We start from the raw sequence: 15,821 nt of genomic DNA, 5'->3' as shown, positions 1-15,821 counted from the left end.
TTAGTTTGTATTGTTATTGGGGATAAAAAAATAATAGGAATTGTATGGTGCTTAGACTATATCGTAAGCCAAATAAGGGGTTGATAGGAGTAGATATTAGTTCTACTTCTGTAAAGTTGTTAGAACTCTCTGTTAAAAACGGTCGCTATTGGGTGGAAAGTTATGGCTTGAGCCCATTACTAGAAGGAAGTGTAGTCGAAAAAAACATTTTGAATCCTGAACCCGTTGCGGATGCTTTAGAGCGCGCGCTCAATCTTGCTAATCCTCAATCGCAGAATGTTGCTTTGGCGGTACCAACATCGATGGTCATTCATAAAGTGATCGAGATGGATGCTGATATGAGCGATGAAGAACGTGAAGTTCAAATTCGTATGGATGCAGAACAGTACATTCCTTTTCCTTTGGATGAAGTGAGTCTTGATTTTGAGGTTTTGCCAGATCGATTGGCAAACTCAAATCGAGTCAATGTGCTTTTGGTTGCGACTAAAACAGAAAATGTTGATTCTAGAGTAGAAGTCTTAGAGATTGCAGGCTTAACACCAAAAGTTGCTGATGTTGAAAGTTATGCTTTAGAGCGTGCATTTGAAGTTTTTTCAGATACCTTACCTATTGGTGTAAATTTAGTTGGTATTCTGGATATCGGTCATACGATGACGACCTTGTCTGTGATGCAGAAGGGTAAAATTATCTATACGCGGGAACAGGTTTTTGGTGGAAAACAACTCACCCAAGATGTACAAAATCGTTATGGTTTATCCTATGACGAAGCTGGCCGAGCTAAAAAAGATCGTACATTACCCGATGATTTTGAAACAGAAGTATTAATGCCCTTCTTAGAAGCTGTCGTTCAACAAGCCGCTCGATCGTTACAATTTTTCTTTTCTTCCTCCCAGTTTAATGAAGTAGATCATATTTTACTTGCGGGTGGTAACGCCAACATTCCAGGTCTAGCTAAATTATTACAACAAAAATTAGGTTATCGAGTAACTGTTGCTAATCCATTTTTACAAATGGGTTTTTCACTGCAAATTGATCTGAAGAAGATTGAAAATGATGCACCATCTTTAATGGTTGCGTGTGGCTTAGCGTTAAGGAGTTTTGATTAATGGCAAAGATTAACTTACTCCCTTGGCGTGATGAGCTAAGAGAACAGAAAAAGAAACAGTTTATTGCAATGTGTATTGCAGTGGCATTATTGGGCTTAGTCGCTGTTGTGTTGGCTTGGTTTTATTATGATCATCAATTAGAAGATCAAGAACAGGCCAATCAATTAATTGTGAGTACGAATCAAAACTTAGATGTGCAATTAAAAACTTTAGATGGCTTGCAAGAACGCAGAAATGCAGTCATTGAAAGAATGAAATTAATTCAAGGCTTACAAGGTCAACGACCTGTAACCGTCCGTTTAGTGGATGAATTGGTGCGTGTTGTGCCAACAACAATGTACATCACTAAGTTTAGTCGTGTGGGCAATAAGTTTACGATTGAAGGTAAAGCAGAAAGCCCAAATACCGTTGCTGAGCTATTGAGAGGTTTAGAAGCTTCTGAATGGTATAGAAATGCATTTATGAATTCTTTCATTGCTGCAGAAGAAAATAAAAATAAAGGCAATAGCTCGGTTGTTCCAAGAGTTGAAGAAACCTATGGAAGCTTTGTCGTCAGTGTAGATCTTGGTGAAGTTGCAATACCTGCAGCAGATGATAGTGCGCCTAAAACGAAGACGGAGGTTGCAAAATGAGCCGTGAAGAATTAGATCAACTTGATTCAGAACAAGTCGCTGCAAAGAAACCTAAAATGACCGTTGAAAAGTTTTTCCAACAGTTTAATACCTTGGATATGAACAATTTTGGTAGTTGGCCGGTTTCGGTCAAAATTACCTGTTGGTTATTTGCATTCTTTGTCGTATGCGCAATTGGTTATTTTTTAGCGATAAAACCTAAGCTAGATAGTATTGATTCGGCACAAGCACAGGAACAGAACTTATTAAATGAGTTTAAAGAAAAAGACTCAAAACTACGTAACCTACAGCAATATCAAGCGCAACTACAGCAAATGGAAGCAAATTTCACGCAGCAATTAGAGCAATTGCCAAAAGAAACTGAAATTCCAAGTTTGGTTGAAGATATTAACGTTACAGGTGTGAGTTCAGGTTTAAAGTTCAAAAATATTCGTTTAGAAGAAGAAGTGAAACAAGAGTTTTTTGTAGAGCAACCGATCTCAATTGAAGCAACGGGTGATTATCATTCTTTTGGTATATTCGTCAGTAATATTGCTGCTTTACCGCGTATTGTAACGCTCCATGATTTTGACATCATCGGAACGGTTAATAAAGATAAAAAAACAGATATTCCTGTGATTGACTATAAGTTAAATGCGAAAACTTATCGTTATATTGGGGCTGATGAAACGAATAACCCAGATGCACAAGCCGCTGCGAGTCAGTCAGGGGGGCACAAATAATGAAAGGATTAAAAATTGCGAGTGTAATTGCTCTGGGGTTTGTATTAATCGGATGTGATTCACGGATTGATGCTGTGAATCAAGAAATGGCAAATATCCGAAATCAGCCACCATTACCTATTGAGCCAGCACCAGTGTTTCCCCCAGTGCCCAATTTTAATTATTCGGCACAACAACTGCGTAGTCCATTTTTACCCGGCTCTATTGCACAAGAGTTAAAAATTATGTCTGGAAAACGGGTCTATCCTAATTTTTCTAGACAAGCGCAACCTTTAGAAAGTTATGCATTAGAAACTTTAACTTTTAAAGGCAGTATAAAAGACGGTGCTGGACAAATTATGGCATTGATCCTCACGCCTGATGGTGAAATAGAGCGGGTACAACGTGGTAGTTATTTGGGGATAAACCAAGGACGGATTGTTAATATTACACCGACTCAAATTGATCTAATTGAAATTGTGCCTGATGGTCGAGATGGTTATATCGAGAGACCGAGAAGTTTAATTCTTATTGGGCCAGTGGACTGATTAAATTAAGGAATAACAATGAAAAATAGTTTGAAAAATATCTTTGGTGGGGATGGCAAGTTTATGAATACCAATATGCGTCAATTTTCGATGGCAGCAGTATCTATTGCAATAATGCAAGTTACAGCGGCTCAGACACAAATGACCAATGTCGTTCCTATGCAAATCCCTGGGCAAGGAACAGAAGTTCGGGTCATGTTTAATGGTTTACCTCCGCAGCCACAGGCCTATCAACTCGACAATCCGGCACGTTTAATTCTGGATTTTGATAAGGCAAGCCAGTCTTTAAGTCAAAAAATCATTCCAGTTGCAAGTGAAGAAGCATCCAGTATAGATGTTGCTTCAGATGATCAACGTGCACGATTAACAGTCAATTTAAAGAATAGTGGTGCTTTTACAACACGTGTTGAAGGAAACACGTTTATTTTGAAAATAAACAATGCGAGTCAAGCGAGCGCATTACCTCATTTGGCTCCTGCGGTAAATCAGCAGAGCCAAGGAGTTTCGAATATTGGCTTTCAACGTGGCAAAGCCGGTGAAGGGCAAATCATTGTAGATTTACTTGGAACCAATACCCCTGTCGATGTACAACAGCAAGGCAGTAAAGTTGTTATTCGTATGTTGGGAACCAAGATTCCGGCACATCTAGCACGCCGTTTAAATGTCAATGATTTTGCGACGCCTGTTGCAAGTGTTGATGCATATAATGATGGCCAGAATGGTGTTATTACCATTCAGTCGGCTGGTAGTTATGAATATATGGCGTATCAGGCTGAAAATAAATTGACTGTAAGTTTGAAAAAGCCAGAAGAGAAAAAAGGTTTAAAAAATCCACTGTCTGCAAATGCGTATGTCGGTAAAAAAATCTCATTAGATTTCCAAGATATTGAAGTGCGCCGCGTGTTGCAATTACTGGCTGATTTTACCGGTATTAATATGGTTGCTGCAGACACTGTACAAGGCAATATTACATTGCGCTTGAAAGATGTGCCTTGGGATCAAGCTTTAGATATTATATTAAAAACCAAAAACCTAGATAAACGTCGTAATGGGAGTGTGATTTGGATTGCACCGGTTTCTGAATTGATTAAATCAGAAGAAGACGCAGCTAAAGCCATTGCACAAAGCGTTAAGCTCGCACCGCTACAAACGGAATATATTCAACTGAATTATGCCAAAGCTATTGATATTGAGAAATTAATTACTCAGGGAAGAAATTCGGGTAGTTCATCATCAAGTGCTAGTAGTAGTAACTCATCAGATCCATTAGGCGATAGTGTTGGAAGTTTGTTGAGTCCTCGAGGCACGATTTCAGTTGATCCACGAACCAATACTTTGATTATTAATGATACAGCCCAAAAAATTGATCAAATTCGTAAGATGATTGATTTATTAGATGTGTCTGTTAAACAAGTGATGATTGAAGCTCGAATTGTTCGTGCAACCACGGACTTTACCAAAGAGATGGGGGTGAAGTGGGGTATTTTATCGCAAGGAATTACTCGTAATAATGATTTGTTAGTCGGTGGTAGTGAGACCACTTTATGGGATTTAAGAGAACCTGATGATAAAGGTAAATATACTATTAATCGTCCAGATAATCTGAATGTAGATTTAGGCGTGACAGGTGCAGGTGCAAGTAAAATTGCCTTTGGTCTTATTAGTCTTTCTGATTTCATGCTGGATTTAGAACTTTCAGCATTACAAGCCGATGGCTATGGTGAAGTGATTTCGACACCAAAAGTGATGACGGCGGATAAACAGCAAGCAAAAGTGGCATCAGGTCAAGAAATTCCTTACCAGAGTACGACCAATTCTGCTGCAGGCTCAACAGCAACGACTTCATTTAAACAAGCATTATTGAGTTTGGATGTGACACCAAGTATTACGCCAGATGGCAAAGTACAAATGCAGTTAAATATTACCAGCGACTCCCGTGGTGGAGTTGCACCAAATGGTGAAATCATTTTAAATAAAAATGAAATTAATACCAATGTATTGGTTGATAATGGAGAAACTGTAGTACTTGGCGGAATTTTTGAGCAGGAAACTGCAAATAAACAGACTAAAGTGCCATTCTTTGGCGATCTTCCTTACTTAGGGCGTTTATTCCGCAAAGATACTAAATTGGAAAACAAGCGTGAACTATTAATCTTTGTTACACCTAGAATTGTTAATGACACACAATCGAGAAATCATTAATATAGGTGCAATGAAAGCAATTCAATAGGTGACTCCTTGCCAAGCAAAGAGTTTAATACCCTACCAAATATATATTTGGTAGGGCCCATGGGAGCGGGGAAAACTACTGTTGGTCGGCATCTTGCTGATCTTTTGGGGCGTGAATTTTTAGACAGCGATCATGAGATTGAGCGAAAAACTGGGGCCACGATTCCTTGGATATTTGAGAAGGAAGGTGAGCAAGGTTTTCGCAGTCGTGAATCTATGGTTATCAATGAATTAACAACAAAAAAAAATTTAGTCATCGCCACGGGTGGTGGTGCTGTTACCCAAGCTTTAAATCGAGAATATTTAAAACAACGTGGTATCGTTGTTTATTTGTATACCCCTGTCGAAATTCAATTGCAACGTACCTATCGTGATAAGAATCGTCCACTATTGCAAGTTGCAAATCCAGAGCAAAAGTTGAGAGACTTATTGCAAGTGAGAGATCCTTTTTATCGTGAAGTTGCACATTATGTGATTGAAACAAATCAAGGTGCTGCACGGGATTTAGCACAACATATTTTACAACTTATCGTGTCAAAACGTGATGTTGAATAAAGGTTTTATGGATAGTTAATCAAATGCAAACATTATATGTTGAACTGGGTGATCGCCGTTATCCAATTTTTATTGGTAGTCATTTAAATCCACAACAATTACTCGAACCTTATATTCATGGTCAACAAGTGATGATTGTAACCAATACAACAGTTCAACCTTTGTATTTAGATCATTATGTTGCTGCGCTTGAAAAGCTCGGTAAAAAAGTTGCAGTATGCGTTTTACCAGATGGTGAACAATATAAAAATATTGAGCATTTAACTTTAATTTTTGATGCATTACTTGAAGCAGGCTTTAACCGAGATTGTACCGTTTTAGCACTCGGTGGTGGCGTGATTGGTGATATGGCTGGTTTCGCAGCAGCATGTTTTCAACGTGGGGTCTATTTTATTCAGGTACCGACTACACTGTTATCTCAAGTAGACTCCAGTGTTGGTGGAAAAACGGGAATTAATCATCCGTTGGGTAAAAATATGATTGGTGCATTCCAGCAACCTCAAGTGGTTTTAGCGGATATGGCACAATTAAAAAGCCTGCCAGCTCGTGAACTTTCTGCAGGTCTAGCTGAGGTAATTAAATATGCGCTATTGGCTGACATAGAGTTTTTGGTTTGGCTAGAAGAACATATGGAGGGTCTGGTTGCCGGTGATTCAGCATTATTGGCTGAGGCTGTCTATCGTTCTTGTGCGCATAAAGCGCGTATTGTAGCGAATGATGAAAAAGAGCAAGGCGAGCGTGCCTTACTGAATTTAGGCCATACCTTTGGCCATGCCATTGAATCCTATATGGGATATGGCGTGTGGCTACACGGTGAAGCCGTTGCAACAGGTATGGTGATGGCCGCAGATTTATCGCAACGTATGGGGTGGATTAGTGCAGCAGATTTGGAGCGTACAAAAAAAATTATTCAACGAGCAAATTTGCCTGTAGCATGTCCAAAAATTCCGTTGGAAGAATTTTTGGCATACATGTCGCATGATAAAAAAGTACTGAATGGTCAATTACGCTTGGTATTGATGAAGCAGTTAGGTCAGGCCATTCTTACTAAAGACTTTGATGTGGAATTGATGACGCAGACGATTCTTGCGAATCAAAATTAATTGAAATGGGTATAGGTATGACAGCAACTCAAGTAAATTGGCAAAAAATTCGACAATATATTTGGTTGATTGGTGGTCTGCTATGCCTATTTATTGCCTTAATTTTTTGGGCAATAACTGATACGAAAGATTTGGTGAGTGTTGAAAATCCGATTGAAGAAAATCAAGTACAGATTCAACCTGAAAAAGTGGCAGCAACTATACATTTAGGTAGTTTGATGGATGAGGTTCGTCCTTTAGAGTTAACCACGCGAGTGGTTACTTCCGGAAACCACGAAGCTGAATTTCGAGGCACGAAGTTTATTCAAGAAAATCAGAAAAATTGGACACTTGAATTGTTCCGAGCCAATAAAGAAGATGTGATTAAAGCATTTTTATTGAAGCAGCCAGATCAAAAAAATTTGATTTATTTTCGTTTAAGTGGCGAGAATAAATCTGAACAGTATGTGGTTGTGTACGGTGTTTTTAAAAATGAAGATGTTGCGAAAGCACAATTAACCCAGTTCAAAATTATACTGCCAGCATCTATTCAACCGAAAGCGATACAATTTGGTCAATATAGTGATTCGATTAATGATTTGGGTTCGGAGGAATTGCAAGGCAGTAATAAGCTTTATGAGGTAAAGTTGAAAGCTGCTGCATTACCGATTATTGATGAAATGCCAATTGCTCAGGCCAAACCTACTGCTAAAACAGCAACAAATAATCATGCAATAAATGCGACGACGAACACTACAATTACACGTAAAGATCAGCAAGGTAATGTGGTTGATGTACAAAAATCACACTCAACACTGAGCGTACCTGATAAAGTGAAAGAAAATAATGCAAGTCCTGAAAAGAAATCTCCACAGCGTGAAATAAGTGATCCATTTAACTAAATAATGGTTCTAAAATAGAGCGATTTAGGTTATAAAAATAAAATATCGCACAATAATGGTGCGATTAATCGGTTGTGAAGTTTTGATTAAATTTTGTTGAACGATCGAAATAACTATATTTGAATCATTTGGTGATAAAAATAAAAGATGGCATATTTTTTGCTTTAATCATGTGCTAATTGAATGTGTTGTCCTATTTTGGAGCGGCGGATTTAATTGGTGCGATTTTAATGAATCAATTTGCTTTAAATAAGTGCGAAATATCCAAATGCTTTTTGCAATTAGATTGAGCGCTAGAGCTTAATAATTCTAAAGCGATTGTCTGAGGATCTTATTAAGTTGTAATTTAGATTTCGAATGTATTTTGCCCATAAGGGCCTTTGTAGAAAGAAGGGTACGCTATGCACATGCCATCGCCTAATACTGTAGCTCCCACTCAAGGTTTATATCAACCTGATGAGTTTAAAGATAACTGTGGTTTCGGTTTAATTGCCCATATGCAGGGTGATGCCAGTCATGACTTAGTCAAGACGGCCATGCACAGTTTAAGTTGCATGACACACCGTGGTGGTATTGCGGCAGATGGTAAGACTGGAGATGGCTGTGGCTTACTTTTAGCAATGCCAAAAAAATTCTTCCGTGAAGAAGCGAAGAAACTCAGTGACATTACATTGAGCGAAATTTTTGCAGTAGGTACAGTATTTTTAAACTTAGACCCTGCCATTGCTGCGCATGCAAAACAAATTTTAACGAAAGAAATTGAAGCGGACGGTTTAAAAGTTCTCGCTTGGCGTGTGGTTCCAACCAATGTTGAAGCCTTAGGTGAGATTGCACTGCAATCTATGCCAGCTTTTGAACAAGTCATTGTAAATTGCCCAATGGGTGTCACAGAAGTTGAATTTAATCGTAAGTTATTTTTAGCACGTCGTCGTGCTGAGCAGCTTTTAATCAATGACTCATCTTTTTACGTAACCACGCTGTGTTCTACTGTGATTACCTATAAAGGCTTGATGATGCCTGAGGCGATTGCAGACTTCTACACCGATCTTGCTGATCCACGTTTAGAGTCACATATTGTGGTCTTCCATCAGCGCTTTTCAACCAATACTTTACCACGTTGGCCTTTGGCGCAACCCTTCCGTTATCTTGCACATAATGGTGAGATTAATACCATTACTGCGAATCGTAACTGGGCTATGGCACGTGCACCAAAATTCGAAAATCCACTCTTGCCTGGCTTAGCCGATTTAAAACCAATTGTGAACCGCACCGGTTCAGATTCTTCAAGTTTAGATAATATGCTTGAAATCTTGGTCGGTGGGGGTATGGATCTCTTCCGTGCGTTGCGGATGTTGGTTCCGCCTGCTTGGCAAAACGTTGAAACGATAGATGCTGATTTACGTGCATTCTATGAATTTAACTCAAAACATATGGAAGCATGGGATGGTCCTGCGGGCTTAGTGATCCAAGATGGTCGTCATGCCATTTGTATGTTGGATCGTAATGGCTTACGTCCAGCCCGTTGGGTGATTACTAAAAATGGCTACATTACACTGGCTTCTGAAATTGGTGTGTGGGGCTATGAACCTGAAGATGTGATTTCTAAAGGCCGTGTCGGTCCAGGTCAAATTTTGGTGATTGATACCTTAACGGGTAAGTTGCTCGATACTAAAGATGTTAGTAACCATTTGAAAAAAATGCGTCCTTACCGTGAATGGTTACGTGAAAATTCAATTCGCGTACAAGGTAGCCCAGAACTTGAAGAATATTTATGTGACCAAGGCTTAAAAGGTGATGACCTCAAAGCAGCACAGAAAATGTTCTTGGTGACCTTTGAAGAGCGTGATCAGTTGCTGCGTCCAATTGCAGAAAGCGGTCAGGAAGCCGTTGGTTCGATGGGTGATGATACGCCGATGGCAGTATTATCTCGCCAAGTTCGTCATGTATCCGATTTCTTCCGTCAACAGTTTGCTCAAGTGACTAATCCACCGATTGATCCATTACGTGAATCGATTGTGATGTCTTTGGAAACCTGTTTGGGACGTGAACAAAATGTCTTTGAACAAAGTGCAGAACATGCTGATCGTTTGATTATTTCAAGTCCAGTATTGTCAAATTCTAAAATGCATCAAATCCGTACTTTGGGTCGTAAAGGTTATGAAATTGCCGATATCGATTTAAACTACGTCGAAACTGAAGGTTTACAAGCGGCGATTACGCGTATTTGTGAAGAAGCTGCGCAAGCGATTCGCGATGGTAAAACGTTATTGGTGCTTTCAGATAAGAAAATTCGCCAAGGCTATTTACCAGCCAATGCATTGATGGCAACCGGTGCAATTCACCATTATTTAATCCAAGTGGGTTTACGTACCGATGCCAATATTATTGTCGAAACAGGTCTAGCACGTGATGCACATCAGTTTGCCGTAATTTTAGGTTTTGGTGCTACAGCCATTTATCCATACCTTGCTTATGATGTGATCAATGATTTGATTGCGAAGGGTGAATTGTTGGGTGATCCAATTCATGCCCAAGCCAACTTCCGTAAAGGCATTGAAAAAGGCTTACTCAAAGTTCTGTCTAAAATGGGCATTTCAACGGTTGCTTCTTATCGTGGTGGCCAGTTGTTTGAAGCAGTGGGTTTATCCAATGAAGTGGTAAATCAATGTTTCTTAGGTGTGCCAAGTCGTATTCAAGGTGCAACTTTTGTTGACCTTGAAAATGATTTGAAAAAATTGGCTGAAAATGCATGGAAAGCACGTAAACCGATTGATCAAGGTGGTTTACTGAAATTTGTATTCGATAAGGAATATCATGCATTTAACCCAGATGTGATTAATGCACTGCACAAAGCGGTACGTTCGGGTAATTATGCTGACTTTAAAGAATACGCTGAATTGGTTAATAATCGCCCTATTGCAACGATCCGTGATTTATTCAAATTAAAAACCGATCATCCAACACCAATCGAAGCAGTTGAATCAGTTGAAGAAATTCTGCCACGTTTTGACTCAGCGGGCATGTCTTTAGGTGCGCTTTCTCCAGAGGCACATGAGGCGATTGCAATCGCTATGAACACCATTGGTGGTCGTTCAAACTCCGGTGAGGGCGGTGAAGATCCAGCGCGTTATGGCACCATTCGTAACTCAAAAATCAAACAAATTGCTTCAGGTCGTTTTGGGGTAACACCAGCCTATTTAATGTCGGCTGAAGTTTTACAGATTAAAGTTGCGCAAGGTGCAAAACCAGGTGAGGGCGGTCAGTTACCGGGTGGTAAAGTGAATGGCTTAATTGCACGTTTGCGTTATTCAGTACCAGGTGTGACGCTGATTTCACCACCACCACATCATGATATTTATTCTATTGAAGATTTATCACAATTGATTTTTGACTTAAAACAAGTCAATCCTCAAGCGATGGTTTCGGTGAAACTGGTATCAGAGCCGGGTGTTGGAACCATTGCCGCGGGTGTAGCAAAAGCGTATGCCGATTTCATTACCATTTCTGGTTATGACGGCGGTACGGCGGCATCGCCATTGTCTTCAATCCATCACGCAGGTTCACCTTGGGAACTCGGTCTTGCTGAAGCGCATCAAGCCCTTCGCGTGAATGACTTACGTGGCAAAGTTCGTGTTCAAACCGACGGTGGTTTAAAAACCGGTCTTGATGTGGTGAAAGCAGCAATTCTAGGGGCAGAAAGCTTCGGTTTTGGTTCTACTCCGATGATCGCATTGGGTTGTAAATACCTACGTATTTGCCACTTAAATAACTGTGCAACCGGTGTTGCAACGCAACAAGACCATTTACGTCAAGAGCATTATATTGGCGAGCCAGAAATGCTGATTAATTTCTTCCACTTTATTGCAGAAGAAACCCGTGAATGGTTAGCGGCTTTAGGCATTGCATCATTGAAAGATTTGATCGGTCGTACCGATTTACTAGAAGTTTTACCAGGTGAAACAGATAAACATGCACATTTAGATTTAAGTGCTTTATTAACTTCACATCCTTCTGCGGAAGGTAAGGCGCAGTATTGCCAAGTTCAAGGCAATGCACCATTTGATAAAGGCATACTGGCTGAAAAAATGGTCAGCCAAATGTTACCAGCGATTGAAGCGGGTACTGGTGGTGAATATCACTTTAAAGTAGGCAACTGTGACCGCTCCATTGGTGCACGTATTTCAGGTGAAATTGCGAAACGCTATGGCAACCTCAGTATGGAAGCTCATCCAGTTGTGATGAACTTAACAGGTACTGCTGGTCAGTCATTGGGTGTTTGGAACGCGGGTGGTTTACATATTAAACTTGAAGGTGATGCTAATGATTATGTCGGTAAAGGCATGGCGGGTGGACGGCTTTCTATTTTCCCACCAAAAGGTTCACCGTTCCAAACCCAAAATACAGCCATTATTGGTAACACTTGTTTATATGGTGCAACGGGCGGTAAAGTGTTCGCTGCAGGAACTGCGGGTGAGCGTTTTGCGGTGCGTAACTCAGGTGCTTTCGCCGTGATTGAAGGTGCGGGTGACCACTGTTGTGAATATATGACCGGTGGTATTGTGACGGTCTTAGGTAAAGTTGGACACAACTTTGGTGCAGGAATGACCGGTGGTTTTGCCTATGTGCTTGACCTAGAAAATGACTTTGTCGATCACTACAACCATGAATTAATTGAGTTAAACCGTATTTCGACCGAGGCGATGGAAGAACATCAAACCTTCTTACTTCGTATCTTAGATGAACATATTCAAGAAACTGGTAGTGCTTGGGCGTATAAGATCCGCAATGAGTTTGATTATTACAGCCGTAAATTCTGGTTGGTAAAACCAAAAGCTGCGAATTTGCAGACGCTTTTGAAAACAACTCAAGCAGATCCACAATAATTCCACGACGCAAATTTTAGGCAGGTGTGGATAACTTTTGATTTATACACAGAATGTATATGCAAAAGATAATCCCCACTGACCCACGGAGAGAGACATGGCAGAACGCCTAAACAATGACTTTCAATTTTTGGATGTCGCACGCCAAGACCCAGAGAAAAAAGATCTCACTGTCCGCAAAGCAGAGTTTGTGGAAATTTATAAACCTTTTACGGCAGAAATTGCAGCGAATCAAACGCATCGCTGTTTAGGTTGTGGTAACCCTTACTGTGAATGGAAATGTCCAGTACATAACTACATTCCAAACTGGTTAAAGTTAATAGCAGAAGGTCGTATCTTCCAAGCGGCTGAACTCTGTCACCAAACCAATACATTGCCAGAAGTGTGTGGTCGTGTTTGTCCGCAAGATCGTTTATGCGAAGGTGCGTGTACCTTAAATGACGGTTTTGGTGCAGTGACCATTGGTAATGCAGAAAAATATATTAACGATACTGCCTTTGCTTTGGGCTGGCGTCCAGATATGTCCAATGTAAAATGGACAGATAAAAAAGTTGCTATTATTGGTGCAGGGCCAGCAGGATTGGGTTGTGCGGATATTTTAGTCCGTAATGGGGTTAAACCCGTTGTATTTGACAAACGTCCTGAAATTGGTGGTCTGTTAACATTCGGTATTCCAGAATTTAAAATGGAAAAAGATGTGATGAAACGCCGCCGTGAAATTTTCACTGGTATGGGTGTTGAATTCCGTTTAAATACTGAAATTGGTACAGATGTTACGATTGAGCAACTTCTAACTGACTACGACGCTGTGTTCATGGGGATGGGAACCTATACCTATATGAAAGGCGGTTTTGCAGGGGAAGAGCTGGATGGTGTTTATGATGCGCTGGATTTCCTGATTGCCAATGTCAACCGTACGCAAGGTTGGGAAAAAGATGCTGCAGAATATATCAGCGTTGAAGGTAAAAAAGTTATCGTTCTGGGTGGTGGTGATACCGCGATGGACTGTAACCGAACTTCAATTCGTCAAGGGGCAGAAGCAGTAACTTGTGCCTACCGTCGAGATGAAGAAAATATGCCAGGTTCACGTCGTGAAGTAAAAAATGCACGTGAAGAAGGTGTAGATTTTCAATTTAATCGTCAGCCTGTTGAGATTATTGGTGAAAATGGCAAAGTTACAGGTGTGAAAGTGGTTACTACGCGATTGGGTGATCCTGATAGTCGTGGTCGCCGTAGCCCAGAACCTGTGCCAGGTTCAGAAGAAATTTTAGCTACTGATGCAGTACTTTTAGCATTTGGTTTCCGTGCTAGTCCAGCAGATTGGTTTGCAGATGTGAATATTGGTCTTGATGGTTCAGGTCGAGTAGTTGCAGCTGAAAAACAAGATTATAAATTTCAAACCTCAAATCCAAAAATATTTGCAGGCGGTGATATGGTACGCGGATCAGACCTTGTTGTGACTGCAATTTGGGAAGGTCGTGAAGCAGCAGCAGGGATTTTGGATTATCTTGACGTGTAATAGAAAGTGATACGTTAAAAATTTAAAGACTTACTTTCAAAGCCTGCAAACATGCAGGCTTTGTTTTATCGGAATAGTATTGATTTATGTGACAAAAAATCTCACATAGGGTGTTTTTATAAATTAATTTAATTGCATGATATTAAACAAAAAAATATAGATAAAAATAATTTTAAATGAGGTGGTGTTTTGATGGTTTTGACAGCCTGAGCATTTTTGTCATTTGGCGATTTTTTTTGCAATATACAAATGCGTTGTATCTGTCAGTATAGATTTGATTCATTTAGAAGTAGGATGAAACCTATGACATTCATTCAAGTGGCGACAGAAAAATCATATTTAAATCGCCCAAAAGCTATGGGTATTAAAGTTCGTAAACCCAGTTTTAATCCCAAAGCCATTCGCAGACATTTTTTTGCGAACTCGCCGATTATGTCACATTTGTTAACGGCATTATCTTCAACTTTTCCAATTGGTGAGCAGTTCTTTGTGCATAGTGTGCGTAATGTGCGCGATAAAGTGAAAGATGAAAAGTTACAAGCAGAAATTGCCGCTTTTATTGGCCAAGAAGCAATGCACTCAAAAGCCCATGCTGATTTTAATGATGCTTGGCGTCGTGATGACTATAATTTGGATAATTTCCAAGATTGGTTAGCACGTCGTGAGAAGTTTATTCAGAGTGTGCATCCCAAACTTCAATTGGCGATCACCTGTGCTTTTGAGCATTTTACTGCATTATTAGGGGGTTATATTTTACGCCATCCAGAAATATTGAGTACGCTGGATGATGATGCCATTAAGCTTTGGGTTTGGCATGCGATTGAAGAAATTGAGCATCGTGCAGTTGCTTTTGATGTTTATCAGGCGGTGTATAAAGATGATAAAGTTCGTCGTAGTGTGATGCGCAATGTCACGACAGGTTTTGCCAGTTTAACCTTTTATTCTGCATCACGTTTATTGATGCAAGATTGGCGTAAAAGTTTGCCTAAGGTCACGGGGAATTTATATGGAACCTACATGATTTCGAAGATGCTGATTTCACTAATTCCAGAATATATCTCTTATTTTAAAGTGGACTTTCACCCCTCTGAAATTGATTATTCAAAAATTGTGGAATATTGGAAAGAGCGTTTGGCGGATGAGTATGCTATGGAAAGTTTCCAAGAAGAGATTCGTCATCCTTTGTATAGTTAATTTATTTCAATATTAATTAAAAACCCAATCAAAAGTGATTGGGTTTTTATATTTCATGCGTTGTTGAGTAAAATGAGTTTCTTATTTTTAAACTATTTCATACGACGATGTCTTTGCCAAGGCAATGGTCGATCTAAAGCTTCAGGAACATCTCCACCGGTAGAACGTAGGCGTAAATGAATAGCTGCTTGTGCAATTAAATTGGCAGAGACTGGAGCAGTAATAAATGCGAGTAGGGTAATCAGTAGTTCTGCGAAACCAAAACGATGATGAAAAGCCGCATAAATCATGGCTGCAATTAAAAAGCTGCCTAAACCTAAGGTACTTGATTTCGTTGGGGCATGTAGACGCATGAATAAATCGGGAAGTTTAACCATACCGATTCCGCCCACTAAAGTGAAAAATCCACCGATGATTAAGAAGAAAGAAACGATAATTTCCATAACAAGCTGCATATTATTTTCCATATT

General features: G+C 39.9%; 12 protein-coding genes. 11 read left to right on the top strand and 1 reads right to left on the bottom strand.

Going from position 1 to position 15,821, the window contains the following annotated elements; genetic code table 11:
* The first annotated feature begins 47 nt into the window (after positions 1-47).
* The 11 genes from B9T28_RS02770 (at position 48) to B9T28_RS02720 (ending at position 15,351) form a co-directional block, all read left to right on the top strand.
* Positions 48-1,106: a pilus assembly protein PilM gene (locus B9T28_RS02770; protein ID WP_086202566.1), complete on the top strand. Its 1,059-nt coding sequence runs from the start codon at positions 48-50 to the stop codon at positions 1,104-1,106.
* Complete coding sequence (locus tag B9T28_RS02765; RefSeq protein ID WP_086202414.1) at positions 1,106-1,738, top strand: PilN domain-containing protein; 633 nt, start codon at positions 1,106-1,108, stop codon at positions 1,736-1,738. The genes B9T28_RS02770 and B9T28_RS02765 overlap by 1 nt, the downstream gene beginning before the upstream one ends.
* Complete coding sequence (locus B9T28_RS02760; RefSeq protein WP_086202413.1) at positions 1,735-2,460, top strand: type IV pilus inner membrane component PilO; 726 nt, start codon at positions 1,735-1,737, stop codon at positions 2,458-2,460. Before B9T28_RS02765 ends, B9T28_RS02760 begins: the two co-directional genes overlap by 4 nt.
* Positions 2,460-2,987 carry a pilus assembly protein PilP gene (locus B9T28_RS02755; RefSeq protein WP_086202412.1) on the top strand — a complete coding sequence of 176 codons (528 nt, stop codon included), beginning with the start codon at positions 2,460-2,462 and terminating at the stop codon, positions 2,985-2,987. Before B9T28_RS02760 ends, B9T28_RS02755 begins: the two co-directional genes overlap by 1 nt.
* A gap of 63 nt (positions 2,988-3,050) precedes the next feature.
* Complete coding sequence (locus tag B9T28_RS02750) at positions 3,051-5,189, top strand: type IV pilus secretin PilQ (protein WP_171263446.1); 2,139 nt, start codon at positions 3,051-3,053, stop codon at positions 5,187-5,189.
* A gap of 36 nt (positions 5,190-5,225) precedes the next feature.
* The gene (aroK, locus tag B9T28_RS02745; protein ID WP_086202410.1) at positions 5,226-5,771 is read left to right on the top strand and encodes a shikimate kinase AroK; all 546 of its coding nucleotides are present in this window, start codon (positions 5,226-5,228) and stop codon (positions 5,769-5,771) included.
* Between the two features lie 23 nt (positions 5,772-5,794).
* Entirely contained in the window at positions 5,795-6,874 is a 1,080-nt protein-coding gene (aroB, locus tag B9T28_RS02740) for a 3-dehydroquinate synthase (protein WP_086202409.1), read from the top strand.
* A gap of 17 nt (positions 6,875-6,891) precedes the next feature.
* Positions 6,892-7,755, top strand: a complete 864-nt coding sequence (locus B9T28_RS02735) for a hypothetical protein (RefSeq protein WP_086202408.1) — start codon at positions 6,892-6,894, stop codon at positions 7,753-7,755.
* 407 nt (positions 7,756-8,162) lie between these two features.
* Positions 8,163-12,638: a glutamate synthase large subunit gene (gene gltB / locus B9T28_RS02730; RefSeq protein ID WP_086202565.1), complete on the top strand. Its 4,476-nt coding sequence runs from the start codon at positions 8,163-8,165 to the stop codon at positions 12,636-12,638.
* A 97-nt stretch (positions 12,639-12,735) separates the two neighbouring features.
* Positions 12,736-14,157 (top strand): FAD-dependent oxidoreductase, encoded by a 1,422-nt coding sequence (locus B9T28_RS02725; protein WP_086202407.1) that lies wholly within the window; start codon positions 12,736-12,738, stop codon positions 14,155-14,157.
* Between the two features lie 303 nt (positions 14,158-14,460).
* Positions 14,461-15,351 (top strand): metal-dependent hydrolase, encoded by an 891-nt coding sequence (locus B9T28_RS02720; RefSeq protein WP_086202406.1) that lies wholly within the window; start codon positions 14,461-14,463, stop codon positions 15,349-15,351.
* Between the two features lie 92 nt (positions 15,352-15,443).
* On the opposite strand, the gene B9T28_RS02715 is transcribed toward B9T28_RS02720, so the two are convergent.
* Entirely contained in the window at positions 15,444-15,806 is a 363-nt protein-coding gene (locus tag B9T28_RS02715; RefSeq protein WP_086202564.1) for a Na+/H+ antiporter subunit G, read from the bottom strand.
* Positions 15,807-15,821: the final 15 nt, after the last annotated feature.

Origin of the sequence: Acinetobacter silvestris, assembly GCF_002135235.1 — a bacterium.
GTDB lineage: Bacteria > Pseudomonadota > Gammaproteobacteria > Pseudomonadales > Moraxellaceae > Acinetobacter > Acinetobacter silvestris.
This window is presented reverse-complemented; position numbering and strand designations above follow the sequence as displayed.